The 25,679-nt window shown below is 40.4% G+C and carries 23 protein-coding genes, 3 tRNA genes and 1 pseudogene; 11 read left to right on the top strand and 16 right to left on the bottom strand.

The window, feature by feature from the left end:
• Positions 1-299 precede the first annotated feature (299 nt).
• The gene (locus tag DLM75_RS02505) at positions 300-647 is read left to right on the top strand and encodes a slr1659 superfamily regulator (RefSeq protein WP_118966960.1); all 348 of its coding nucleotides are present in this window, start codon (positions 300-302) and stop codon (positions 645-647) included.
• A 3-nt stretch (positions 648-650) separates the two neighbouring features.
• On the opposite strand, the gene DLM75_RS02500 is transcribed toward DLM75_RS02505, so the two are convergent.
• Positions 651-1,232, bottom strand: coding sequence for a slr1658 superfamily regulator (locus DLM75_RS02500; RefSeq protein WP_118966959.1), 582 nt, complete (start codon positions 1,230-1,232; stop codon positions 651-653).
• 107 nt (positions 1,233-1,339) lie between these two features.
• Positions 1,340-1,879: a WbuC family cupin fold metalloprotein gene (locus DLM75_RS02495; RefSeq protein ID WP_118966958.1), complete on the bottom strand. Its 540-nt coding sequence runs from the start codon at positions 1,877-1,879 to the stop codon at positions 1,340-1,342.
• A 685-nt stretch (positions 1,880-2,564) separates the two neighbouring features.
• Here DLM75_RS02495 and DLM75_RS02485 point away from each other — a divergent pair.
• Positions 2,565-3,344, top strand: a complete 780-nt coding sequence (locus DLM75_RS02485; protein WP_118966956.1) for a hypothetical protein — start codon at positions 2,565-2,567, stop codon at positions 3,342-3,344.
• Positions 3,345-3,564: 220 nt separating this feature from the next.
• On the opposite strand, the gene DLM75_RS02480 is transcribed toward DLM75_RS02485, so the two are convergent.
• The 5 genes from DLM75_RS02480 to DLM75_RS02460 all read right to left on the bottom strand — a co-directional run bounded on the left by DLM75_RS02480 (position 3,565) and on the right by DLM75_RS02460 (position 4,686).
• Positions 3,565-3,641: transfer RNA gene (locus DLM75_RS02480), tRNA-Arg, on the bottom strand.
• A gap of 7 nt (positions 3,642-3,648) precedes the next feature.
• The gene (locus DLM75_RS02475) at positions 3,649-4,059 is read right to left on the bottom strand and encodes a hypothetical protein (RefSeq protein ID WP_118966955.1); all 411 of its coding nucleotides are present in this window, start codon (positions 4,057-4,059) and stop codon (positions 3,649-3,651) included.
• Positions 4,013-4,459: a hypothetical protein gene (locus DLM75_RS02470; RefSeq protein WP_118966954.1), complete on the bottom strand. Its 447-nt coding sequence runs from the start codon at positions 4,457-4,459 to the stop codon at positions 4,013-4,015. Before DLM75_RS02470 ends, DLM75_RS02475 begins: the two co-directional genes overlap by 47 nt.
• A 45-nt stretch (positions 4,460-4,504) precedes the next feature.
• Positions 4,505-4,591, bottom strand: a tRNA-Ser gene (locus tag DLM75_RS02465).
• Between the two features lie 11 nt (positions 4,592-4,602).
• Positions 4,603-4,686 (bottom strand) — tRNA-Ser (locus DLM75_RS02460).
• Positions 4,687-4,789: 103 nt separating this feature from the next.
• On the opposite strand from DLM75_RS02460, the gene DLM75_RS02455 reads away from it, so the two are divergent.
• Positions 4,790-6,013 (top strand): class I SAM-dependent RNA methyltransferase, encoded by a 1,224-nt coding sequence (locus DLM75_RS02455; RefSeq protein WP_118966953.1) that lies wholly within the window; start codon positions 4,790-4,792, stop codon positions 6,011-6,013.
• 115 nt (positions 6,014-6,128) lie between these two features.
• Positions 6,129-6,719 (top strand): hypothetical protein, encoded by a 591-nt coding sequence (locus tag DLM75_RS02450; protein ID WP_147456598.1) that lies wholly within the window; start codon positions 6,129-6,131, stop codon positions 6,717-6,719.
• A 56-nt stretch (positions 6,720-6,775) separates the two neighbouring features.
• Here the strand turns inward: DLM75_RS02450 and DLM75_RS02445 are convergent, their stop codons facing one another.
• The 3 genes from DLM75_RS02445 to DLM75_RS02435 form a co-directional block, all read right to left on the bottom strand.
• Positions 6,776-7,510 carry a helix-turn-helix domain-containing protein gene (locus DLM75_RS02445; protein ID WP_118966951.1) on the bottom strand — a complete coding sequence of 245 codons (735 nt, stop codon included), beginning with the start codon at positions 7,508-7,510 and terminating at the stop codon, positions 6,776-6,778.
• A 47-nt stretch (positions 7,511-7,557) separates the two neighbouring features.
• Entirely contained in the window at positions 7,558-8,160 is a 603-nt protein-coding gene (locus tag DLM75_RS02440; protein WP_118966950.1) for a hemerythrin domain-containing protein, read from the bottom strand.
• Positions 8,161-8,237: 77 nt separating this feature from the next.
• A complete protein-coding gene (locus DLM75_RS02435; RefSeq protein WP_118966949.1) occupies positions 8,238-9,536 on the bottom strand; it encodes a hypothetical protein in 1,299 nt (432 codons plus the stop codon).
• Positions 9,537-9,947: 411 nt separating this feature from the next.
• Here DLM75_RS02435 and DLM75_RS02430 point away from each other — a divergent pair, with 411 nt between their 5' ends.
• The 5 genes and pseudogenes from DLM75_RS02430 to DLM75_RS02410 all read left to right on the top strand — a co-directional run.
• Positions 9,948-11,219 carry a hypothetical protein gene (locus tag DLM75_RS02430; protein ID WP_118966948.1) on the top strand — a complete coding sequence of 424 codons (1,272 nt, stop codon included), beginning with the start codon at positions 9,948-9,950 and terminating at the stop codon, positions 11,217-11,219.
• Between the two features lie 90 nt (positions 11,220-11,309).
• Positions 11,310-11,993: a hypothetical protein gene (locus DLM75_RS02425; protein ID WP_118966947.1), complete on the top strand. Its 684-nt coding sequence runs from the start codon at positions 11,310-11,312 to the stop codon at positions 11,991-11,993.
• Positions 11,994-12,103: 110 nt separating this feature from the next.
• The gene (locus DLM75_RS02420) at positions 12,104-13,588 is read left to right on the top strand and encodes a HEAT repeat domain-containing protein (RefSeq protein WP_118967936.1); all 1,485 of its coding nucleotides are present in this window, start codon (positions 12,104-12,106) and stop codon (positions 13,586-13,588) included.
• An 8-nt stretch (positions 13,589-13,596) separates the two neighbouring features.
• Positions 13,597-14,640, top strand: a complete 1,044-nt coding sequence (locus tag DLM75_RS02415) for an LIC_10091 family lipoprotein (RefSeq protein ID WP_118966946.1) — start codon at positions 13,597-13,599, stop codon at positions 14,638-14,640.
• A 101-nt stretch (positions 14,641-14,741) separates the two neighbouring features.
• Positions 14,742-15,494, top strand: a pseudogene (locus tag DLM75_RS02410) (N-acyl homoserine lactonase family protein); the annotation flags it as partial.
• Between the two features lie 102 nt (positions 15,495-15,596).
• On the opposite strand, the gene DLM75_RS02405 reads toward DLM75_RS02410, so the two are convergent.
• The 6 genes from DLM75_RS02405 to pabB form a co-directional block, all read right to left on the bottom strand.
• Positions 15,597-16,568 carry a c-type cytochrome gene (locus DLM75_RS02405; protein WP_118966944.1) on the bottom strand — a complete coding sequence of 324 codons (972 nt, stop codon included), beginning with the start codon at positions 16,566-16,568 and terminating at the stop codon, positions 15,597-15,599.
• Between the two features lie 510 nt (positions 16,569-17,078).
• Complete coding sequence (locus DLM75_RS02400) at positions 17,079-19,130, bottom strand: AMP-dependent synthetase/ligase (protein ID WP_118967935.1); 2,052 nt, start codon at positions 19,128-19,130, stop codon at positions 17,079-17,081.
• A 182-nt stretch (positions 19,131-19,312) separates the two neighbouring features.
• Positions 19,313-19,603: a hypothetical protein gene (locus DLM75_RS02395; RefSeq protein ID WP_118966943.1), complete on the bottom strand. Its 291-nt coding sequence runs from the start codon at positions 19,601-19,603 to the stop codon at positions 19,313-19,315.
• Between the two features lie 78 nt (positions 19,604-19,681).
• A complete protein-coding gene (gene aat, locus DLM75_RS02390) occupies positions 19,682-20,341 on the bottom strand; it encodes a leucyl/phenylalanyl-tRNA--protein transferase (protein WP_118966942.1) in 660 nt (219 codons plus the stop codon).
• Complete coding sequence (gene thpR, locus DLM75_RS02385) at positions 20,338-20,901, bottom strand: RNA 2',3'-cyclic phosphodiesterase (RefSeq protein WP_118966941.1); 564 nt, start codon at positions 20,899-20,901, stop codon at positions 20,338-20,340. The genes aat and thpR overlap by 4 nt, the downstream gene beginning before the upstream one ends.
• Before the next feature lie 50 nt (positions 20,902-20,951).
• A complete protein-coding gene (gene pabB / locus DLM75_RS02380; protein ID WP_118966940.1) occupies positions 20,952-22,727 on the bottom strand; it encodes an aminodeoxychorismate synthase component I in 1,776 nt (591 codons plus the stop codon).
• 31 nt (positions 22,728-22,758) lie between these two features.
• Between pabB and DLM75_RS02375 the strand changes: the two genes are divergently transcribed.
• Together DLM75_RS02375 and DLM75_RS02370 are read left to right on the top strand one after the other, a co-directional pair.
• On the top strand, positions 22,759-24,933 hold the full coding sequence (locus tag DLM75_RS02375) for an MASE1 domain-containing protein (protein ID WP_118967934.1): 2,175 nt from the start codon (positions 22,759-22,761) through the stop codon (positions 24,931-24,933).
• Between the two features lie 52 nt (positions 24,934-24,985).
• The gene (locus tag DLM75_RS02370; RefSeq protein ID WP_118966939.1) at positions 24,986-25,597 is read left to right on the top strand and encodes a TetR/AcrR family transcriptional regulator; all 612 of its coding nucleotides are present in this window, start codon (positions 24,986-24,988) and stop codon (positions 25,595-25,597) included.
• Positions 25,598-25,679: the final 82 nt, after the last annotated feature.

Below are 25,679 nucleotides of genomic sequence, written 5' to 3'. Positions count from 1 at the left end.
GTACTATCAATGGGGAAGATAGAGAGCGATTCGGATAAACGACATAATCAAAAAATAGGGGAAGTTGTGAAGAACGAAAGATGGAATGAAACTCAGAAAGGAAAAATCGTCCCGTTTCCAAAAAAGAGACTTTGGAATACGGAAAAAATCAGAAAACTCTGCGAAAAATTATTTTTCTAACAAGAACCGATCGGTTTGTGATTTTCTTTTTTTTTAAAAGCAAGAAAAGCTTCCGATTTTTTGAGAAGTCAGGATATGATCTTAAGAATGGAAAATGTTCTTTGAGAAAGTAAATAGAAATGGAAATATCGAAAGAAGATTATTCCGTCGAAACGGAAAAAAGTCGTGGAAGAGTAAAAATTTCCGGAACATTGCGTTTACACAATGTGGAAGAATATGAACCTATTATTACTCTTATTGAAAACGCACTTGAAAACGCAGGCCGCGGAAAAGCGATCATTGATATAAAGAATTTAGATTTTCTAAATAGCGCCGGTATCGCGAGTATTTCAAGATTTGTCGCAGGGTATAACAAAAAGAATATCAATAACGTTGAGTTTAGGGGAAATAAAGAAAGATACTGGCAGATTAAGTTTTTGGAAAATTTAAAAAAATTGCGCGCAGAAATCAAAACGAGTTTGGACTGAGAATCAAGTATTGAGAGCTTTTCTTTTAGTCCTTGCCACTTCGTTTAAATCCAAGTAAGCTCTCACTGTAATTTCATACGTTCCAAAAGAAACGTCATCGATTAAAAATCCCAATCGCACCGGAAAATCCTTAGATAAAAGCATAAGGCCGATTCCCGAGTTGAATTCCGGAGAAGGTGATTCTTTCAATCGATTGATATAAATTTCATCCGAGTTTCTGTTGATCAAAGAAGCAATCGAGTTTTCCAGTTTATTCTTTGAAAGTTCGTCGGTTGAATTCTTAATTTCAATTTTAAGGATTTCCGAATAGTATTTCAGATCTAAAAGAATTTCTCCCTTTCTATCTTTGGAAAATTTCGCCGCGTTTTCAATGAGTTCATTCAATACGATCGATATCGTATTCGAGGAATCCGGATCCAGCTTTTCGGGAAAGGAGCAAAAGTTAGAAATATAATCGGCGGTTAAAGAGCAACGTTTCCATTGAACCCGAAGATCCATCGGTCTCAATTTAAGCGAAAATTCGCTTTCCGAAGGAAGAGAATCCGGTATTAGATTGTAGTGCCCGTATTTAACTGGATAGCTCATCACATTTGTTTGGACGTTAAAAATCTTACGATTTCAAATTCCGAAATTGAACCTGGCTTCCACACTAAGAAAGTAAAAATTCGAATTCAGCTAAAAAACGGATTTTTCTAAAAAAGAACTCTTAATTTCTCTAAATATTCTTCCCAACCCGATTCTCCCTCAGAGGGAGCCCAAAGAGCAAAGTCTTTGTCCGTGGAAGGATTGTAGGGGCCGGATTTTCCTTCAAAGCAAACTGCGTTGTCCGAAAGACAAACGAGGGTATGATAGACACCCGGTGCGACATCGATTCCAAACGTCGGGCCCTCCGCGTTTAAGAGATGTGTTTCCAGGACGGAACCATCGTCGTTAAATAAAATAAAACCAAGACTTCCCCTTAATACAAGGAACGTCTCTGGTTTCGGAGGAGATTTGTGTCTGTGAGCTTGTACATAGGTATTCTTTGTAAGAACGTTGAGAAACCTTTGATATACTTCGGAGAGATCGTGGAAGTTGTGGTTTGCTCTTCCACGTGGAGAGGTGCCTGCTTTTTGAAGCACCTCGAGAAAAAGGGAATCAGTGATTAATTGTTTAGGCGGTTTGGAGTTCGAGTCTGGATTCACAGTACTCAATAAGATAGGATTTACAAGCAGTGCAAGTATTTCCTGCATTTACTCTTTCTATAATCTGTCTGTAATCGATCCCTTCCGATTTTGCGGTTTCCACGATTGTTTCGAAAGCTACTTGTGCGCAGTGACATTTTTCCATCTGGGTCCAACTCGTTTCTTTTAGGTTCCTTTACAGTGTAAATGAGACTCAGTCTTAGTGTCAATTCGTACACTCGTTTTTTTGCATTTTTTTGGCTAATTGGGGACCTTTGTTTTCGATACGGAACGGGATTTCGAGAACCCTTTTTTAGGAATTTCGGTTTAAAATCCCAGTCGTCCGCATCTGCAAAGGATTGGAAGACGGGGAATTGAATTCGGATAAAGATTCGTTTCAAATTCAATTTTACTTTTTCGAAACGGAGGTAGGTACATGTCTTTGGATCGGTTTTTTTCTCGATAAAAATTCTTCGGCGACGGTAGGCCGTTCTCGCTTCAATCCTGCTTTAATTCTTCCATTCACGAACAAACAAGGTGTTGATAAAATCGGATACGTTTTGTTCCTTTCCCTATTTCAAAAGATTTAGAATCAGAACGGTCTCATTTGGATGTTTTTCTGAAAATTGAATTCGGACTTTTTTGAAACTTACTGTCTGGAATTTTTTTGTTTTAGAATATTGTAAAATAGAGAATTACTAAATAGCTTTTACGTAAATTTGGAATTCTAAATCTTAGGAGATTCTTTTAAAAAATGACTATAAAATCTTTAGTTTGTTTACTTTTGGTATCCTGTCTGACAATCCATTGTTCTTCCGCATCGGATGTCGTATTAAAAATGCCTGGTGTTCAACCGGCTCAGGCAACTCTGAATTCTCAACCGCTCAATGAGAAGATCGGAAAAAAAATGGTTTTTGATGCTAAAAGCAAAGACAGTGCTCCCGGAGTTTACAGTGAAAGTGATGCGGAATCCTTCAATCGTTCCCTTCAGAAGACAATTGCCGAAAATCAGTTGTTTTTGCTTCCGGTGAAAGATGAGAAAGGAAACGTTCAACCTGGAGTTTATCATACTCTCGATCTGATTATCCTAAATCATCTTTTAGCGTATGATGACGATACCTGCGCCGGAGTTACGGAAATCACTTATTCTCTCAGTGATCCGAATAAAAAGAATCTGTTCACGGATCGTTTCAGCGTTTATGCAAATGGATCCAACTTGGGAAACGTTAAAAATAACCTTCATAAGGGAATTATTTATAGAGTTTTAAAGGATTCGATCGCTACACTCAATAAGACCCCGCTTTCGAAAGAGGCAAATTTCGAAGAGGCAGTTTATTTCCCGGACGTGAATGAATCGATCAAAAGATTACCTTCGACCGTAAATAAAACCGAGTGTGCACAATGGAATCAAACTCAGAACGGAATGGTATGTGTACGCAATAATAACTTTACGGAAACCAATATTGATTGGAAAAAATTCGTAGTTACATCTTTCCCAAATTTACCTGCTTGGGCGAATAAGAAGAAAAAATAATTTTCTAAATCGCAACTGAACTCTATTCTTCGAAGTCCGAAGAATAGAGTTCCTTCCTTCGCTAACGAAGCGATTCCGGATCATTCTAGAATCGGAAACGTTGAAGAATCGATTCTATGTTTGTCACGGTTTCCGAAAGATAAAATCTAGAATTCGTTTTCAAAATTCGATTCGGTCGGAATCGACCGAATTCTTTTCTACTGATTGAATGGGGAAAAAGTGGTGCGCCCAGAAGGAGTCGAACCTCCGACCTTCTGATCCGTAGTCAGACGCTCTATCCAGCTGAGCTATGGGCGCATATCGGTTAATGGATATAAGATTCCAATCGAGAAAGGTGTTCTTCAGGAATCCTGAGTGCAATCTTTTTTCCGCTTGTATAATTGTATAGCAGTAATCCAGAGATTCCTAGATAAATCAAAATCCCTGAGAGGTGAATCAAATGTCCGAGCCAAGGTCCGGCGACGGGAATCCAAGATACGGGAACGCTGAACAAAAGGAAGAAAAGGAAGTAGAGAAAATTCACAAACGAAAGTCCGGAATACTTTCGAACCGTTTGGTTTTCCCAATAGAAAGTGAATCCGATCAGCCATGTTCCGAAAAAAGGCAAAGAGACTAAATATACAAGGAACCTTTCCGATCTCAAAAATCGGTTTGTCGTTTCCGGAAGATTACGGAGAACCGGTTCGTATTTTTTTAAATAATCTTTGAATTTCATTCTCTAACTCCGGAAAAAAAGGCAGAACATATTTTTCTTCCCGATACGCTTTAAAGGCGCCAAGTCCACTGTAGCCTAAAAATGCGATCCAGGAAATATAACTGATAAAATCGGTGACGATCGGGTTCACCCGGATCAAAGACAAAAACCAACTGATGACCGGAAATTCTCTTAAGAACCAAACGAACGAATAAACTGCGATGAAAGCGATGTTCAACTTCATCGCTTGAACAAGATGGAAGGAGGCGAAATCTTGCACCTTTCGAAAAACCCATACGAAGAACCAACCGAAGAACGGGACGTAGGCGATTGCGCCTATAAGACCGGGGAATTCTTCGCTTTTTAAAATTCTCAGAGTTTCCTGAATAAATTCCTGGGTTTTGAACCGCTCAGAGGACATAGAGGCGAGAATTCCGGTTAATGGGTAGAATGAAAACAAAAATACCGGAGACGCAGGGATTCGAACCCTGGGTACAGTTACCCGTACGACAGTTTAGCAAACTGCTCCTTTCGGCCACTCAGGCACGTCTCCAAAGGATGTCGCGGAGAAGGTAGGATTCGAACCCACGGTGGGATTACCACGACGGTTTTCAAGACCGCTGCTTTAGACCACTCAGCCACTTCTCCCGACGAGAATTACTTTACCGTGAGAAAACCCCCCTGTGTCAAGGTGAATTGTTCTTTGCGCTCTCGGTTCTTTGTTTTTCCTGGAGGAAGGTGTTGGAGCTTGATGAAAACCGAGTCTGAGGGACATAAAAGCAGTCCCAAAAAAATATCACTTGAACCACGGGCTTGGGTGAATCTCGGTTATTCGATTGCGAATTCGAAAGAAGGAACTTTTTTTTTAAAAAATGCAATTCCCGGCGAGACCGTCCTTGCAACTCTTATCAAAAAATCAGGTTCGCTTGCCTGGGGAATCGGATCCGAGATCGTAAACAACGGATCGGAAAGAATTCCCTCGGATTGTTCCGCTTTTCCAAAATGCGGCGGTTGTTCGTACCGGTACATTTCCTACCAAAAAGAATTGGAAGTGAAGAAGTTTCTGCTAAAGGAAACCTTGGAACGCTCTTTTTCCAAAAATCATATTCAAATTCCTGAAATTGAAATTTTAAGTGGAGATCCGATCGGTTATAGGAACACGGCGCAGATTCCATTAGGATTTTCCGGATCAAAACGAATCGCCGGTTTTTATGAAGAATTTTCACATTCCATCGTTCCTCTTCCCGAAGAAGGTTGTAAGAATCTTCCGAACGAAATGAATTTTGCGATTCAAGAATTTTTAAACAATGAAGAAAACGGATCTAAACCTGTTTCAAAATTAAAGTCACTTTCTTTTCGTTTAGAGGGGGAAAGAGTCGTAGCTTATAAAAGCGAATCGGTCGTTCTTCGAGAAACGGTTCGTCTTCCATTGCCAAAGGAAATCGTTTGTGAGATTCCACCGAACGGTTTTTCTCAGATCAATCGTTTTCTGATCCCTCTCTGGTTGGAAAAAATATACGAACTTGTCCCAGGAAATCAGGAATCTATATTAGAATTATATTGTGGATCGGGATTGATTTCCGTTGCTCTTCATAGTAAAAGTAAGAATTGGATCGGCTATGAACTTTCAAAAGATTCCGTAAAACAAGCAAAGAAGAATCTTTCTAAAAACGAGCTTTCACCTCGTGATTTTAAATCCTTGGATTTAGAAAAAGAATCCCTTCCGGATGAAGATCTCAATTCTACTTGTTGGATTGCGAATCCTCCAAGATCGGGTTTGTCGAAAAAAGTAGTTCAATCCTTCCGAAAAAAGAAACCGAAAGAATTCTTATATTCCAGTTGTAACCATACTACTTTAGCGAGGGATTTAGCGGATTTATGCGAAGATTCTTACATTCTTAAGAATATGGTTCTCGTAGATTTTTTTCCAAGAACCAAACACTTTGAAGTGATCGTGAAGATCGAAACAAAATAAGGTGCTCTTTCTTTAAATTTAAAAATTCAAACTCGAAAATTTATTGATAAAACAAGGATAAAGCAAAGTATCTCTTTGAATTTATAAAAGAAATTTCTTAGGAGATATTATGCTGATGAATCTGATTTTTCGCCGTGTTCTGGTGATCGCGATCGCCTTCACTCTCGGTTTTTTTGTTTCGACTCCTGTTTCCGCGGACAGCGCTTGTCAGGGGCTATCTGCCTCTTCCTGTAAAGCAAACGATGATTGTACTTGGGTAAGCGGTTATACGAGACAAGACGGAGTTTCCGTTGACGATTATTGCAGAGCGAAACCCGGAAAAGGAAATGGTGACGGAGATCGTAAACCAGTTAAAAAAAGCAAAGATAAGGACGAAGATGAGGATTCATCCGTAAAAGAAAAGAAATCTAAAAAGAAAAAAGATAAGGAAGATGACGCGGACGACGAAGACAAAAAGTCAAAACGCAAAAAGAAAAAGGATAAGGACGAAGACGAGTCTGATAAAGACGATGATTCTAAAAAATCCAAAAAGAAAAAGAAAGATAAAGAAGACGATGGGGACGAAGTAAAGAAAGAGAAAAAGTCCAAGAAAAAAGATAAGGACGATGACGATAAAGAGGAAAAGAAATCCAAGAAGAAGAAAGATAAAGACGACGACAAGTCCGACAAAAAATCTAAAAAGAAGAAGAAAAAAGACAAGGAATGATCCTTGGATCGTTTCCCATTTCTCTATCAAAAGCCGGCGTTCAATCTCCGGCTTTTTTATTTAAACCATTGTTTCGGAGTTTTTCCCGTTCTTTTTTTAAACTCGCGGATGAAGTGAGACTGGTCGTAGTAACCGGAAACGTATGCAAGATCCGTTAAGTTCTTGCTATCATCCTTAATCGATACCGATTTTCTAAAACGAATGAGATCGGAATATTCTTTCGGGGAAAGACCGATATACGTTTTAAAATCTCTTTCCATTTTACTTTGACTAATACCAAATTCTTTACAGAGTGAAGAGATCGAAACTTTTCCCTCGGCGGCGTTCATATTTGAAAGAACGTGTTCGATATACGGATTGGAATCTTTTCGCTTTTTTAGGTTCTTGTAAAAACGAGACCAGGCCCATCCTGAAGGAAGATTTTTTCCTCTTTCTTCGATACAGTCCGCTTTGAATTCGGAAATCGCGCGCTCCGAAAATAAATCTTCCAGACAAATGCTTCTGCCAGTGATCTCTTTTAACGGTTCTTTGAGAAAAGTCGCCAACTTGTATGGAGGAATCTGAATCAAAAAAGAATCAACGCCTTCTTTAGAAAAAAAAGTCCTCGAGTTCGTAAGGATACCCGTTATCCCTGCGGAATCCAATTTTATCTTTCTACGATTTTGAACCAAATAAATGCTTCCCTGAGTTTGAATGCCGATAACGCAATTTTCGCCAGGCAGAACTTCATACTCAGAGGAAAGCGGCTTTCGATTCCAATAAAATAGAAATGGGCTTTTATTTTGATTCATTATCTTTACCAAATGAATTAGATTCTTTTCTCATCCGAATTTCAAGTTCAAATTGTTTTCGAATCGAGGATCGATCCAGTCATCGTCTCAAAACCGATTCTTTCTCGAGGGGGTAGCGTTGGTGCAATGTATTTTTGCCAGAGTCTTAAATCGGATGCGCTCAAAGAATTTATGATTTGTTTTTGTTGTTCTTCCAATTCCGAATCGGAAAAAGAATCCCAGATTCTCTTCTGAGTGATTTCTTCTTCGTGTTTCATATGATTGAAGTAAGAAAGCTTAAAAGAGATGAGTTTATCGTAATATTCTGAAATTTTGAGAGAGAGGGTTTCGGGTTGTTTCAAGCGGTCAGAAATTCTTGCGGTCATTTCCCAAAGTTCTTCGATTTGCATTTCTAATTTCTTGTGTTCTTCTCTGTCTTCAGCAGAAAAGGAAGGATTGATCAAAGCCAATTGTTTTAAAGAAACGGAATCCTCATCCTCCGCGTGGACTTCTAAGATTCTAAATACTTCCTCCGAAATGGAGATAAGATTCAGTACTTCTTTCTGGTCGTAAGGGTTTGTTTTTCCGGTTTCGAACAACCAAATCGTGAATGCGTGCCGAATTCCCCTGTGCGGTAGGTCGTAAACCTTTCTCCTAAATTCTTTGTGCATGATCGCCTCCTAAATTAATGAGGAGGGTATCATTTTTAGGAAGTTAAGAATTGTATAAATTCGTCAAAACTGAATTTTTAGATACGAATCGAATATCCAATGTTGAAAAAGTAAATCCCTCTTACGATGTGTTGACTTTGATAGTGTTGAATGAGTTCTCTTGAAACGTATTCGTTTGGAGAATTGCTCCTTATAAAGTCGACCGTTGCCTGATTTAAATATCCGTGCACTTTAGATGGATCGGTCGTTTTTCCATCGGTCGCATTCGTATCTTGGTACACCCCGGAACTCGGTGTTGAAAGTTGATTGTCCACGAGAGAGGGTGTTGCTCTGTACATCCAATTCAAAGCGATAAAAAAGTCGCTATAGTTGAATTGAATTCTAGGACTTACGTCGCTAATGCCTTTTTTCCGATCGATATTGTCGTTTACGTCCTGGTAACCGGTAACGAGGCTTGGTGTGACTTGAACCAATCTTCCTTTAAAATATTCATGGCTTAAAGTAAGGCGAACGTTATGCGTTCCTTGAAAGGCTCCGTTGGTTTCGGATAACATTTTGCTATTCACAGTCAATTGGGGATTGAGGTAATCTAAGAATGGAGGTTTCCAACCAAAGACTAGGTAACCTCTCATCAGAAAAGTCGGATCGTCCACGTTGATAAATAAAAATCCGACTGAAAATGCGCCCAGTTTCGTTAAATGTTCATAGGCCGCATTTGTGAAAAGATAGTCGTTCAGACCGTTTTTTTCCTTTCTTAATTTTGTTTCGTTCGGATCAAAACCCAATTGTCCCGTTTGAATAAATTGATTGATCAGTTGGGTTTGATCTTTCCCGCCCGAAGTATTTTGAAAAAAACCGTCCGAATCCGTGTTTGTTCGATCGACTAACGGATTCATTACGGTGAATGCGATTCTAAGTTGCGGCGGAAGCCCCAATAAGTTTACGGAAGAAGTGAGATAATATGATTCGTAGTAGTCGGTGTATTTCATATTATTTCTCCGTGCTTGTCTTTCTCCAAAAAGACTGGCTCCTTGAAAGGCTCCATCGTTCGAGAGAAATTGTGTGAATTGCACGGAATGTTCCGGGAGCGGAGATTTTTCTTCCACTGGTTTCGGGGAAGGGAGACTTTCGTCCGAAGAAATTTCCGGAGCGCCTTCCGGGAGATCGGGAGAAATACTTTTTACTTTTTCTTTTCGAATCCTTAGGATAATTCCATCCTCGTCCTCGAATTGAATCTCGGATTCCAATTCTTTTACGACTTTTACTTTCCTAAACGTTTTTCCTCCGATCGTTTCGATTTGAACGGAGTCGATGGAAAGAATCGGAAGCAACAAAATCAAGAAAGAGAAAAGAGAAAGAGCGCGTAAATACGTCATTCCTTCATAAAAAAATGGCGCCTTTTTTTTCCAAATTAATTTAAGAAATCTTCCTAATACTATTTCATTTTGAATTCTTAAAATTTTAGACTTTGATTCAAAAAATCCGAACTACTCTCTAAGTTTGCAGTCACAAAGAACTCGAATTCTTCGATTTAATTTTCTATCAAATGAAATATTATACTCTACACAGAGAATTTTGAAACAAAGATTTTATATCGAACGTTATGGGAAATTGGAAAAATTTTTTCCCCGTTAGTCATTCCCCATTAATTGAAGTTGACTGACTGTTCGTTACAAGCTTAGGATTGTTTTGGGCAAAAAACCCGGGCCGGCAGAGGAACGAGAGATGGGATCCTTAAAGGATAGTCGTTCTCCAGGGCCATAAATGAAAATGGAGAATAGTGAAAGATGAAAAAAGCTAATTGGATTGCGACTCTTCTGTTTGTGCTCGGATTCGGCGTCGGATCTTTATCCGCGCAGTCTCAGGCTCAACTTTTTGCGAAGCCTGGGGTTATTGGAGACTCTCTGAGTCATGGTTTCTTCGGTGCGACAGTAGAGAAAAAGACTCAGGATTGGGCTTATCCGGTTCTGGTCAGCAAACAAGCCGGAGCTTCCGTTTCGTATAACGTTCTGAAAGGACCTTATATCAATTTGGAAGATGTTCTGAAAGGTGATTGTGGTGTTTTCTGTATCGCAGGTTCCATCATTGGTGGTAACGGTTCTACTGTGAGCCTTCCGACTCATGCGGGAATTACTGGAGCTGAATACACGTCCGTTTTAAGAACTTCCGGAAAATGCGAAGACGTCACCGCAACTAAGTGGGATAAACAATGGTATTGGGCAACGTGGTACTGGTACACTTACCGTTGGGTACAAGTTCAAGATTGTAAAGAACCTGATAAGTTCCACCAATTTGGTCTTCGGGATTCCGGAACCCAAATTGAGATCATGGAGAAAGTCAGACCATCTTTCCTTTTTGGAACTGTAGCCGCGAATCATGTTCTCTGTACTGCGCTTTCCACAACGACTGCTTGTTTGGACGAGGCTCGTTATAAAAGAGATATTCGTGAAGTGATGAGAAGACTGGCGGCGATTGGAAGTTTGAAGGGAGGTGTTCTTTTCACAATTCCAAATGTAACTGCGATCGCTTTCTTGGAACCGTATAAGGATCCTCAAGGAAGAGCAAATTATACCGGTCTCAAAGCATTCTTCAGAAACTCCGTGTCGGATCCGAATCAAGTTTTAGATGCGAGTGAAGTAGCGACCATCACCAACTTTTTGGCTATGTTGAATAACGAAGTCAAAGCACAAGGAGCGGCGATGGGATTTGCGGTTGCTGATCTGAAAGTTGTCTTTGATGATATCAAAGAAAACGGACGTATCGTGCAAAGCCCTTCCGGTTGGAGTCCAGGTTACGCTCGTGCAAGCTGGCCTTTACCGAACCAACCAGGAGTTTTTGGTTTAGACGGAGTACACCCGAACATGTTCGGTCACTCTGTATTCGCGAACGAACTGATCAAAGTCATCAACGCACGTTATGGCTTGAATCTGGCTCAAGTTAGCGAATACACAGCTTGGTACTACGATACTCTAAACAGAAATCCGATCGACTTAAAGAAATTCCTGACCGATACGATTTTCGGACAGTTCATTTCTTGGGTAATCGGAATCTTCGTATAACAAAAATTCCTCCTCGATTTCCGGGGAAGAAGACAGTGAATTTGAAACGTCGCCTTTTTAAGGCGGCGTTTTTTATTTCAAGTGAGTGGTATGGAATTTAGAAAGAAAATCTTTTTCGCCGCAATGTTATTTGCATTCATTCTTATCTTATTTATCGTTTTTTGGCCTGATGATAAAAAGAAGGATACTCTTTCCATGGTGGAAGAAAGTGAAGCCGTATTAAAAACGAAATATTATTCCGAAATGGATCCGTATTTTCCGGAGGCGCCGCATCCATTCAATGAAGATCCAGAATTGGAAGCTCAAGCGAAGAGACTTTGGCCGGAAGCGTTTCGTCCAAGGAAAACTCCGGAAGAAAAGGAACAGATACGAAAGGAATGGTCCGAGTTTATCGCTCGTTATCCGAAGAATATTTATATCCCATCCGAATTTAAACCTGCTTTGTCAGAAGCGGAAGAAAAGGAAGCGAGAGATCGATTGGATAGCATCGGAAGTGTCGAAGCGAAGAATGCGATTTCGAGATCTCTCGGAAAATATGCGGAACCCGGAAATGAACCGAAGGCGCCTTCGGAAGCCAGCGTAAATCCCAAAGAACAACTTGCTTATGTAAATTACAAGATAGAAGAGTTGGAGTCTAGAATTCAATTAATCGAATATACGATTCAACAAGGAAAATTGGATCCATCCCAGATCGGGACCGCAAACCAGGATCTTGTCCTTTGGAAAAAGGAACTTACCGGTCTAAAGCAAGTTCAAAGTCAAATTCCTCGTTGAACGTAGATTTATCTATAGAATCGATTGTTTAGGCTAAAGGAGAAAACATGCCGTTATTTCTGATCATTCTCATTTTTATTTTGAGTTGTGGCGGACCGCCAAGACCGGACATGCTTCCGGTTGCGGAAGAAAGAAAAGAAATTCCATTGGAACAAATTTTGAGCGAACTCAAGTCTCAAAACCCACAATTGAGAGCTCAGGCTATTTTAGAACTTTCTAATAGAAATCATAAAACTTCTTTGAATCAAATTCGGGATCTTCTTAAAAACGATAGCAACCCGGCGGTAAAAGGAACTGCGGCGATCGCACTGGGAACATGGAAAGATCATTCTTCGCTATCGGAAATTGTTCGTCTCTTCAAACCGGAATCGGGTGTAACTCCTGATATCGTAATGGAGGCAATTTCCAGAATGGAAAATCCTTCCGCGGCATCTGCGGTTCTTCCTTTTTTGCAATCCGAGGATCCAACCCTTCGTTTGATTGCGGTCGATACTCTTGTGAGAATCAATGCGAGATCTTCGGGAGATACGATTCTTGACTTAGCAAAAAAAAACAAGAACCCCGAGTTTTCAAAAACGTACGCGATGGCATTAGGAAAACTGAAAGTTAGGAATGCGGAATCTTTTTTAATCGATCTTGCAAAAACTACGGAGCCTTCGCCCACCTTGGCCGCCGCGTATTTGGCTTTAGGGAGAATTTCCAGTAAGAATGCGATTCCTATTTTGGTGAAAGGATTAGCGAGTGACTTCGACAAGGGAAGCGAGAATTCTATGTTTGCCGTGATTGAAATCAAAGATTCTTCTGCGATCAAATCGGTCGTTCCGATTTTAAGAAATAAAAACCGGGAAATTCGATTTCGCGCGGTAAACGTTCTTTCGGAAATTCCTTCCTCTGAAACCGGAACTCTGACTTTGAAAATTTTAGAAGAGAACGATCCGGATTCTTCTGCGCCCGCATCTTTGGTATTAGGGAAAATTCATTTTACAACGGCGAGAATTTTGATCGAGAAGAAGTTATTGGATTCTAAACTTCCGGATCGGGAAGTGATCGGCCAATCTCTCGGTTATATGGGAGACAAAAAAAGTGTTCCAGTTTTATTGAATGTCTTGAAAGAATCAAATGGGGAAGGTCGTTACGGAGCCGCGTGGGCCTTGGGAATCTTGCAGGCTGAAGATGCTTTGGAAGATTTGATCGTCGCTTCCAAATCTGCGGATCCAAAACTTTCTTCCCTGGCAGTGGAGTCTTTAGGATTGCTTCGTTCCCCGAAAGCACTTCCAACTCTGACAAGTTTGGTGGAGAACAAACCCAATTCTGCTTCGATTGTAATCCCTGCGATCGCATCCATTCCTGGAGAAGAATCGCGGAAAATTCTGGAAACCTTCGCGAAAAAAGAAAACGTAGCCCTTCAACAAGTAGCGATCTCCGAATTGGGAAAAAGAAAGGATCCCGCGAGTCTTCCTGTTTTGATCCAAATTTTAGAAGAGAATCAAGCATCGAGTTCAAAACTTTTAATGTCGTCCCTATCGTCGATCACAGGAAAGAACTTTTATTCTCGGAACGAATGGTTGAACTGGTATAAACTCAACTCAAAGTAATCAGGTTTATGTTTCATAATAAAATGGTCCCGATGATTCTATCGGGATTGATCGCATTCTCGACATTCTGCAAAGCTCCTCCTCCACGTGATCCATGGTACGTTCCTCCTTTGGATGAAAAGGAAAAAATCTTTCTTGCTCCATTGATCTCGGATGATTTCGACTCAAAAGATCTTGGAGGAAGACACTATCCTGCATCCAACGAACTGAGAATCGATCTTTTCAAACCTTACATAGAAAACTTGGAAGGCGGATATCTCGGAGCCGGAACAGATCAGAATTTTACATTTATCGCCTGGGCAAAAAGTAAATATGCTTGGCTCATGGATTTTGATTATACGATCTGTCTCATCAATCGAATTCATCTTCTATTTTTTAAGTTGGCCTCGGACCCGGAATCTTACAGAGAACTCTGGTCCAGAAAGAATAAAAATTCTTCCTTTGAATTGTTAAAGAAAGAATGGGGAAACGATCCGGAATGGAATCTCATTCGAGAAGCCTGGGAGGTCGCGCACCGAGGAAAATCCGATATTCCACAAAGATGGAACGAACTCGATCGAACCTCTCAAAAATTCGGATTGAAGACTTTCATCCATTCTCAGGAAGAATACAACTACGTTCGGAACATGGTTATCCAAGGAAGAATCCAAATTCTGAAGGGCGATATCAATGCCGATAAAAGTATGAGATCGGTTTCGGAAAGGGCGGCGCGTTTGAAGGTTCCGATTCGAGTCGTGTATCTTTCGAACATCGAAGATTACTTTTCTTATACTCCGGGATTTAGGGACAATCTCTTGAGTTTACCCACCGATGAAAAGGGAATCGTCATAAGAACGATGCAAAACGGAACAAAAGAAGAATACGGTTCTCCCGATGGCGAAAAAATTCCTGTGGATTATCCTTTGCACTACAACGTTCAACCATTAAGAAATCTTCAGCAGTGGATGCTTTTGCCAGGCCATCTTCATAAGGGAATTCTAATGCAATTTAGAACACCGATACAAAAAGGTTTGTCCGAAATCAAAAGTAGTCCATCCGAAACGATCAAATGAAACGGATTTGGATCGGTTTTTTTCTACTCTGGTTTTTCGTCTTTTGTGGAAGGCTAAGAAGTCAAAATGCCGATTCCGCTTCGAAAACTTCCATTCAGGACTGTTCATCGAATTTCGGACTTTACGTTTTCTCTTACGGAAAAAGCCCGTATCCGAATCGATATCTCAACGTGGAAGAGGTGGATGGAAACAGAGAAATCGTTTATTTGTTTTATCTGATTCGGATTCCAGGAAGGAATATTCTGGTAGATTCCGGCTTCTTAAACGATTCTTATAAAAGGAAATTCGGTTTTGTTTCCTATGAAAGACCGGATCTTCTTTTAAAAGAATGCGGGATCGAACCGAAGGAAATTTCTGATATCGTTCTCACACATTTTCATTTCGATCACGCCGGTGGGATTTTTCTTTTTCCTTCTGCGAATATTCACATCCAAAATCACGATCTCGAGCTTTTGACTCAGCAGACTCATTTTCCAAATCAATCGGTATATCTCAACGGTTTAAAGAAACGAAATCAACTTCATTCGTTTAACGGCGCGTATTCGCTTGTTCCCGATATGCAGATCTTATTTACCGGTGGACATACGCCCGGTTCCCAAGCGCTGGAATGGGTTGTTTCTATCGAGAATCAATTTTTGATCACCGGAGATGAATGTTATCTTATCCAAGAATGTAAGAATGGAATCGGCCTCCCAAAAAATGCGGCCTTTTCGATCAAGAGGAACCGGGACTTTCTTGAGTATGTGCAAATTCTTAGTGGAAAGGGCACTAGGATTCTAACCTTACATGATCCTCTGATTTTACGGCAAGGAGAAGAAATCCTGCCGGGCATTCGGTTGTTGTTTTCGCTTTAGAAAGAATTCTGATCCATTGAGCCGTAAGAAGATTTAGAAATTACTTTAATAAGTATCCTACGTACTTCGCACGGAAATTTCTCTGTGCGAAGTGTGAATTATTTATTTTTCAAAAATTTGAACCTTGTTAGAGACTGGCTTAGAACTCATGAGGTAGGCAAAGATGGCCCCTAAATCTTGGTCCGTCATACCGGCGTATTCCAACCAAGGCATTAAGCTGTTAAACTCTCCAGGCTTGATATCCGGGTTAGCCTTTGCTCTCGCTATGCTTGCCTTAAATCTTGCAATGAAATTCTCTCGTGTCCAAAGACCAATACCAGTTTGAATATCAGGAGTGATATTCAAACTTCTCACTTTTCCACCAGTAGATAAAGGTAATTCAAAACCGCCTGCGTGTTCCATTCCTTCAAGGGATTTGCCGTTTATTTTTTGCGTATGGCAGTGATCGCAAGAGGCAAACGTGTACAAATATTTTCCGTAGGCAACGGTGTCTTCCGGCTCAGGTCTTCGCGAAAATTCCGGAGCCTTAGGTATGGTTCTCATGATCAAATTCATAGGAAAATCTGGTTTTGATTTTTCTACTTGGTTTTCAACGGGAGGAATCGTTCTGATATAAGCTATGATAGAATAAATATCTTCCTTATCCATTTGCGCATAATTTTCGTAAGGCATAAGTGGAAATAGAGGCGTGCCGTCTTTGGAGACTCCGGCCGTTATAGCGTAAAAAATATCGGTGTCCGTCCAATTCTTCAAACCGGTCAATGCAGGGGTGATGTTTTTGGAATAAAATTCGCCGGGTAGACCTAAAAATTTTCCGTTTCCCGCTCCAATGTTCTTAACGATTGGGTTATATAGTTTTAGATTGTTTTTATCTCCGGTGTGACAACCTAAGCAGGCGGCAACGTGCTTTACTAAATATTCTCCTCTTCGAATTTGTTCGGGAGTGTGTTCTATTTTGATTTCTTCTTTTTTACCGATATCCGGATATTTTATATATAAAAAACTGAATCCACCGATTAGGAACAAGAAAATCGTTAGGGCCGTTACTTTTAAGAGTATCCAAAAGAATTTCATTATTTTTCTCTGTTATATTTTTTGCTAAAACGTTTAATGAGGCTTAAATTTGCAAACCGCTCTGGAAATACAATCGAATTTATCTTTTGATACAGATGTTTTTATTTTCCGTGTCTTTGGAAATTTTAAAGAGACGAACGATCCATGCTCCTTTAGACAAAATGTTTTCGCCGAAGCCAAAAGAATTTTATCTTCAGAAATATCCAAATAAGTTATGTGAGATTCGTCTTCGTTAGTAAATTCCGTTGGACCTTTCCATGGGAATTTTCTTTTTATACCTGATTTTCAAAAACTTTCCTTTTTTGGAATGTATTCGATTAAAATTTTAATTGCAGAGGCGAGGCTTCCCTTTTCGAAGTGTGAAAGACTTTGTTGTCTCGTTCTTATCGTTGTGACCTAACCATCTACTCAATGATTTTATTTTGATTTCTCCGGCTTTCGAACTCTGCATAAAAAAGCCCGAAGTTAGAACCTAACTTCGGGCTTTAAAATAAGAAAAGAATTTAAAGATCAGTCTTTATCATAGACTTTCTTGATTTCCTTACTGTATTTTTCCGTGATCACGTGGCGTTTCATTTTAAGAAGGTTGGTCAACTCGTCTCCTACTTCGAACGGTTTCTTTGTAAGAATTACGTGTTGGACCTGTTCAAACGATTTGAATCCCGTTTTCGTACTATTGTAGTTACGAACTTCCTTTTTATAGAAATCGATCACTTTTGGATGTTTGATCAATTCTTCCACTTTGGAGACGTCGATTCCATTTTCCTTGCACCATTCAGCCAATTGGTCCACGTCCGGTACGATGATCGCACCGAGAACTTTCTGATCTTGACCGATCACCATCGATTGTTTGATAAACGGTGATTCATCCATCTTGTTCTCGATTGGAACCGGTTCTACGTTTTCCCCACCCAAAAGTACGACTGTGTCTTTCGCTCTTCCGGTAAGAGTAAGGGTCTTCTTGTAGTTGATGAATCCGATATCTCCCGTATTCATCCAACCGTCGACGATGGTTTTCTTAGTAACTTCCGGATTCTTAAAATAACCTTTCATTACTTGAGGTCCTTTTACAAAGACGACTCCTTTCTGTCCTAACTTTCCGGCGAGAACTTCATACTTATCGTTGATGTGCGTTAGAACATTTCCGTTATCGTCTTTGATCATCAATTCCGATTTCGGCACTAAGAATCCTACGGATCCTATGATCGGTTTTACGAATGGACGCACTGAAATCACGGGGCTTGTTTCCGTCATTCCGTAACCTTCGAGAACGAGCATTCCGATATCGTTGAAGAAGTTATCCACGTGAGATTGAAGAGCTCCTCCTCCGGACATAGATCCCTTCAGTCGTCCACCTGTTGCGGCGCGGATTTTAGAAAGAACCACCGTGTCCAAAGTTTTTGCGTTCAAGATCAGACCGAGACCGGCAATCGTAAAGAAAAGCGCATTTGGAAGATGAATTCCATAGGCCGGAAGCGCCAAATAAGCCAAGATCGCGAGCGCACTTACGGTGAACGGACCCATTAGAAGCACTACAAAGAAGGACTTAATTCCGATCGCTAAGGATTTGAAAATATTCCTGTTTTCATAATCTACTTCTAATCCTTTTAAGAATCTAAGGGAAGCATTGTAGTGTTTCGAAAAGAAATACGCCAATTTGAACAAGGCTCTTCGAACGGGAGGAGTTTGTTTCGGATCGTTTACTTTATTGTAAATCCCGGAATACACACTTTCCCAAACACGAGGGGCAGAAGCCATAAAAGATGGTTTTGCTTTCGCTAAGTCATTTTTTAGGTCGGAAACTTTCGTGTAGTAGGTTTGAATACCGCTCGAAATCGCACCATATTCGTTTACTCGTTCGAATATATGCCAAATCGGTAATATAGAAAGCATGCTGTCCGTAGGTTTGATATCGGTCAAAAGCATCGGCACGACATATATCATCTGATGGATCATGTTGGAATGCATAAGCATTACGCCCTTCGGCATTCCCGTAGTACCTGAAGTGTAAATCAAAGTAAAAAGATCTTCGGGTTTGATTTCCTCGATTCTTTTTTCGGCTTTTCTACCACCTTTGGCACGGAGCGCTTTTCCTTCTTCGATCAGATCGTATATACTATGAATGTTCTTTCCTTTTGCAGTGGAAGCCTTGTCCATAATGACGATCGTTTCGATTTTAGGAATCTTGGATTTCACCTTGTTAAACTTTTCGAGCATTTTATCGTTTTCGATGAAAACGATTTTTGCCTCAGAATGGTTTAAGATATATTCCAATTCAGATTCGGTTACATCAGTTCCTCTCGGTACGTTAGCCGCACCGGAAAACTGAACGGCATAATCCGTGATCATCCATTCGAGTCGGTTATCCGCTAAGACGGCAACGTGCTCTCTCGCTTTCAACCCTAAGTGGATCAAAGCTTCAGCAAGTGCAATTCCCATATCATAAAGCTGTTTATAAGAAGTAGGGTGGAATTCTTTATCCTCTCCCTTGCTCCAGAATACGGGTCGATCTCCAAATTTCTCGGTGGATTGTATTAACATATCCGCGAGGTTTTTATACATTTCCAATTCCTCTTTAGTGAGTTTTACCGGAGTGATTTTCCGGTAGGTTAAAGGCTGAATTAAGCTAAGAGGAAAAAGGAATGAGTCAACCAAATTTTCGAATGTATGGAGAGAGGGTGCAGTGCAAAAAGCGGAAAAAGGAAGGTCCGCCTACCTCCGAAGAGATAGACGGGAAGCAGTGATTATTGCTCTTCTCCGGCAGGAGTAGAAGATGATTCAGACGCAGGAGCTGATTCTTCTTTTTTGTTTTCTGCTTTTTCCTTCTTGGATTTTTTCTTAGATTTCTTTGCCTTTTTAGCCTTTTTGGATTTCTTAGCTTTTTTCCCTTTCTTTTCAGACTTTGTTTCTTTCGGAGTTTCGGTCTGAGTAGTAGGTGCGTCAGCGGCAGGCTCTTCTGCTACGAGTCCTGCGAATCCAGTTAGCGCCATAGCGGCTATCAAAAGTTGGGCAAGAATTTTCTTAAAAAGGGTCATTTTAAAGTTTCCTATTGAATAGAATGATTGATTCTGAGAAGTGCAACATCCATTTGAAAAAAGTAAATACGTTTTTTTTCAAAGAATGGAATGAGGAGGGGTCCATTTTTTTCCGGAGGCAACCGCCGACTCCAATCGCCTGAGATATTCTTTTTTCGGAATCTGATAGGCTCCAAGTCCCAGAGTAACAATGTTTAGTTGCTGAGTGTCGAAAAGAAAAAAGTTATCTTTTTTGAGTGCATCAAATAAATGATATAGACCGATTTTTCCGAAATCGGGAACGAAAGAAAACATAGATTCTCCCGCAAAAAAATTACCGATCGCTACTCCATACACCCCGCCGCCGAGTTTTCCGTTCTCGTCCCAAACCTCAAGGGAATGTGCGTAACCTAGTTTATGAAATTCATTATAACCTTTGATAAAAAGCTCCGTAATCCAAGTTTCTTCACCGGGTCGATAGGCGCAACAGCGCATAACTTGTTCGAAAGCGCGGTTGAAAGTGATCGTATACTTTTTTTGGTTAATCTTTCGTTTTACACGTTTCGAAATATGCAGTTTATTGAGATCGAAAATTCCGCGCGGATCTAAACAATACCAAAGGATCGGTTGATCGGACCAGGGAAAGATTCCATTCTTATATGCATAAAGAAGTCTTTCCGGAGATAGATCTCCCCCGACCGCGACGATTTCCCGATCCCAAACATGCGGATTTCTAAAAAACTCGGAAAAGTCTTTCAATTTGTTTTTCCATAATCCTTGTAAGAAGGAAGAAGTGAGAAAGATTCTTCGATCCTATAAATGGGTCCGTTCGCCGAGGATCTGGACGAGTATATGTGAAATTCCGAAACTGCGAAACTAGAAGATGAAAACTCGGAAAATTCTTCCAGATACGGAGAGATCTTCGCATCGTAAAAGTTTTTGAATCTGCCGATCGTCACATGCGGATGATATTCTTGACGTTCGGGCTGAAAGCCGCGTTTTCTTAGACCCGAGTCTAAGATTTTCTGCAATTGAAGTAAATGTGGATTCTGTTTAACTTCCGCAAATAAAATGGAAGGGGACTTTTGCTTTGCAAAAACTCTTACGGATCGAAGTTCCAAGTCGAAGTTCGAAACGGAAATCTCGGAGCAGAAATCGGAGATTCTATCCACGTCTTCCTGCGTTTGTTCTCCTAAAAAAACTAAAGTGATATGGAAATTTTCCTCATCTACCCATTTGATATCGGGTAATCCGTAACAAATCGAAGTTAGTTGTTCTTTCACTTCGTCCGGAATGGAAATTCCCAGAAAAGTTCTCATGCTTGAGATCTTAGAACTTCGGCGGATTTCCGCAACTAGATTCCGGTCATTCATATTTGGGATTCATCTTCTATCTTTTCGATCCGCAGAATTCCACGAAGAGAATTACACAGAAAAACCGACTCCGAGGACCGCAAATCTTCGATCGAAAGAGTCCGTTCATAGAATCCCTTCTTTTTCAAAAGACGATTTCTATAAATTCCAGGAAGAATACCTGCAGAGATGGGCGGTGTAAAGTAAGAATCTCCGATCTTCAAAAAGACGTTTGTAATACTTCCTTCCGTGATCTCTCGATTTTCATTTAAGAAGATTGTATCTAAACAAGATTCTTCTCTAGATCGAATTCCTTCGGCATCGTATATATCCCTTAAGCTCGTCTTGTGTTTTCTAAATTCCGAAAAAGAATTCATTTGAGTTTTGCTGATTCGTAAAACCCCCCTTTTTTGAAAAGGGGAAAGGGCGGAATATTCCGAGTGAAAATTTCCGGACAAGTCCAAACGAATCTTGATACGATAAGAATTTTGTTCCTTACAAGCGGAGATCGCCTCTTGCAAACAATGATTCCATTTTTCTTCGGAAAAAGGAATGTCTAGAATCTCTGCGGATGCTTTGATCCGATCTCGATGTTCTTTTTGAAAGTATATGAAACCGTTTTTATAGAGGATCGTTTCGAATAGAAAAAAGTTCCTTGTCGACTCGGAGAAAAATTTGGCTTTTTCCAAAATTTCAAGCCATTCCTTTTCAGGATCTGCCTCCCAGGTGATTCCGGAACCGATACCGAGTTTTCCAGTTCCATTAGAAATTTCTAATGTACGAATCGCTATCGAAAAAACGGAATCTCTGTTCGGTCGAATAACTCCGATCGCTCCGGTGTAAACACCTCTCGGTTTTTCGAGTTCTTGAATCAGTTCCATCGCCCTGAGTTTAGGTGCGCCGGTGATCGACCCGCCGGGAAACAACTCCCTAAAAATATCCGCGTATTTTATTTCTTCGGAAAGCTCGGAACGAATCGTGCTCGTCATCTGTAAGATCGTTTTATATTTTTCAACGGTGAATAATTCTTGAACCTGAACACTTCCTTTACGGCTGATTTTTCCCAGATCGTTTCTCATCAGGTCGGTAATCATTAGATTTTCCGCTTTTTCTTTTTCTGAGTTCCTTAAAAGCTGAATGTTCTTCTCGTCCTCGAATTCGGTCTTACCTCTAGGATAAGTTCCTTTCATCGGTTTTGTGATGATGTTTCGTCCTTGTTTTTCGAAAAAAAGCTCAGGAGAGAAGGAGAGAATGTCCAAATCCGGAATTCTTATCCAAGAGCCGTAAGATACGGGCTGGCGATCCGAAAGCATATTATATAGTCCTAATGTATCTCCTTCAAAATCGAATCGAATCCGATCCGTATAATTGATTTGATAAATTTCGCCAAGAAAAAGTTTTTCCCGAATGTATTCAAGATTTTGGAAATAGCTTTTTTGATCCGGAAAAGAAGAAATGTGAAATCCGAAATCTGCAGACGATCTACTATCGAACTCGGAAATCATTTCCGGTTCGCGAAAAACGCCGAAGTATAAAAGCGGTAGATTCATCTCTAAGTTCTTCCGATCAATTCCCGAAAAAACTTCTCCGGCTTCGTAAGAAATAAATCCCGCTACGTAAAATCCTTCCTGGATAAAGGATTCGATTTCGTTCAGAGACGATTCTATTTCTTTTGAAGTAATTGCCTTGATTGTGGTGATTGGGTTACGAAAGAAAATCTTTCCTGAAGGATGGAATCCTTCGTTGAAAATCATAAAAGGCTGGTCAGAGAATAGGAGTTCTTCGATTCTCATTTTAGAGCAAACTTAATTAGGATTGATGATTTTGTCTCTTCGTTTCAAAGCAATAATAAGAATCTCCGGGACTATTTTATTCTCCGGATTCACCTATTATATTCTCGCTCAAATTGGAAGAAACACGGCGATACATCCGGGATATGCATCCGCGATTTGGCCCGCTTCCGGAGCGGCACTCGGTTTAACTCTTATCTTTGGAAATTATACGATCATCGGAGTTTTTATCGCATCCTTACTTTCCAACGCAAGTGGGGATTTTCTTTCGGAGGTTTGGTTCGATCCGAACAAAAATTTATATCTTAGCGTTTCTATCGCGTTTTTTTCCGCTCTTCAAAGTTATGTTGGCAAAGTCGTATTAACAAGAAATATTCCGGGATGTAAGATCTCGGCTCGGACTCAATTCGTTCTTTTATTCATAATCCTAGAAGCCTTCGTTTGTACGATCAGTTCGAGCGGCTCGGTGATTTCCATGGTTCTTACGGGAGAAATCGAGTGGTCCGGTTTTCGCCAAAGTTGGTTAACTTGGTGGGCAGGCGATACGCTAGGGGTTTACATCGGCGCTCCGTTTATTCTTTTCTGGTTTCGAGGAGACTATAAGGCTCCCAGGTTTTTAGATTTTCTGGAATCTTCTACCTTACTTTTATTGATCGTATTCTTTTCTCTCGTATCCTTCGATTTGGTCACACCGATCCTTTCTTTGAGTTATCCCTTAGGATACATTCTGATTCCATTGATTCTCTGGTCCGCTTTTCGTTTGGGAGAACGTGCAAGTAGTCTGGCGGTAGTTTTGTCATCCGTGATCGCCATTTTAGGAACGATTTCCGGTTCTCCCCAATTCTATGCGGAAACGATGAACGCTTCTTACATTCTACTTCAATTTTTTATCGCGGTTCTTTCCATTACGAGTCTGCTTGTAGCGAGCATCGTGAACGAGAGAAAAGAAGCGGAAAATCAGTTGAGAATCTCTCATCAGAGTTTGGAAGGAAAGGTAAAGGAAAGAACGCACGAACTTCTTCGATCGAACGAAATTCTTAGGGCGGAAATTCATGAGAAGAACGAAGCAAGAGCCGAATTGGAAAAAAGCCAAACCAGATACATGGGACTATTCCAGCATCTTCCCGTGGCGATCATTGAAGCCGATTATTCCGATCTCAAACATGTGTTAGACGGTTTGCCGAAAGATCTAAAAGGTGATTTGTTTTCTGATTACGTGGAAGGTCATCCCGAATTCGTTCAAACTTGTTTTGATTCGATTCGAGTAATCGGCGTGAATCAGGAGACCGTTAATCTCCTTCGAGTCGATTCTTATGAAACGGTCTTTAAGAATTGGAAACGTTTTTTTAGCCAGGACGGTTTCAAAGTTTTTAGAAAGGTTCTTGGAAAAATTCGAGAAGAATCGTATTTTTACGAAGTGGAAGTCGGGTTTCGCGTCCAAGACAATACCAGACTTGACATTAAAATTCGCTGGTCCGTACCTCCCGGGTTTGAAACTTCTTTATCAAGCGTGATCGTGACGTTATTGGATTTCACCGAAATCAAATCCGCGGAACGGAAATTACAACTTTCTTTGGAAGAGAAGGAAGTTATGCTCAAGGAAATCCATCATAGGGTTAAGAATAATCTTCAAGTAATCTCTTCCCTTTTGTCCATGCAATCCGACTACGTTCAGGATAAAGAAAGTCTTTCCGTTTTTAAGGAAAGTCAGAATCGACTTCGAACAATGTCGATGATTCATGAAGAATTGTATCAATCCGAGAACCTTGGAAAAATTCAGTATTCGATCTACATCGAAAAATTACTCAATCAGCTTTTTCAGGTGTACGGAAAAGCCGAGTCGATTCGACTGATTACAAATTTAGAATCTCTCGATATAAGCGTTAACAGAGCCATTCCGATCGGCTTGATATTAAACGAATTGGTTTCCAATTCTTTGAAATATGCGTTCCCAGAAAATATCTCCGTAAAAGATTCTCCGGAATTAAAAATTTCTCTTTCAAAAAAAAGCGAATTCTTAGAACTCAAAATCGAAGACAATGGGATCGGAATGCCGCTCGGGTTCGATCTGGACGATTCGACCTCCCTCGGCTTAAAGCTCGTGAATATTCTCGTGAGACAATTGAAGGGAAAAGTAGATTTTTCTTCCGATTCGAAAAAGGGAACTCAGTTTACGATTTACGTTCCATTAAACGCCGATCTCATCTGAGAATCTTCTGGTTTACAAAAAAAAGTCCGACTCACAGCATTCTTCTCGAAGTATGAAAAAAGAAGAAAAAATCCAGGCGAGAAGGGAAGAAATCTTGGAAGCGGCCCTGGATATCTTTGCAAAAAAAGGATATCATTCCACGGGAATCGCGGATATCGCAACTCAATTGGATATCGGACACGGAACCTGTTATCGTTATTTTAAGAATAAGCTCGATATTCTTCACGCTCTTCTCGATCAAATTCAAAAAGAACTTTCGGAAGTGATCGCGAGGCAAAGTCCCGATAAATCGAATTCCTTGGAGGAATATCGATCGCAGATCGGAGAAATCGGGAAGGGATTGTTCGAGCTTTTCGGGAGGGATGTTCGGGTCGGTCAGGTTTTCTTTTTTGAAACACAAGGGATCGACGATTCTATCACGACTAAGATCAAAAAGACTCACGATCTTTCCGCGAAAGTCACGGAGCTTTATCTGATCAACGGCGTCAAAAAAGGCTTTTTAAGAAAAAATTTGGACACCGACGTCGTAGCCAAAGCGATCAATTCCATGATGTTCGAAGGAATTCGTCAGTCTATTTCTCACAAGTCAAACCGAGAATACGCCACCCGTTGGATGAAGGCGGTTCCGGACTTGATGTTGGAAGGAATGAGGGCCAATTTGTGAAATTCGTGTTTTTGAAAAAGAAGGAGTTCCTACTTTTTTTGATTGCAAAAGCTGAATGATATGTCATTCTTATTTTAATCTT

Origin of the sequence: Leptospira stimsonii, from assembly GCF_003545885.1 — a bacterium.
GTDB classification, from domain to species: Bacteria; Spirochaetota; Leptospiria; order Leptospirales; family Leptospiraceae; genus Leptospira; species Leptospira stimsonii.
The sequence above is the reverse complement of the archived record's forward strand: the minus strand, read 5'-3'. Positions and strand labels throughout refer to the sequence as shown.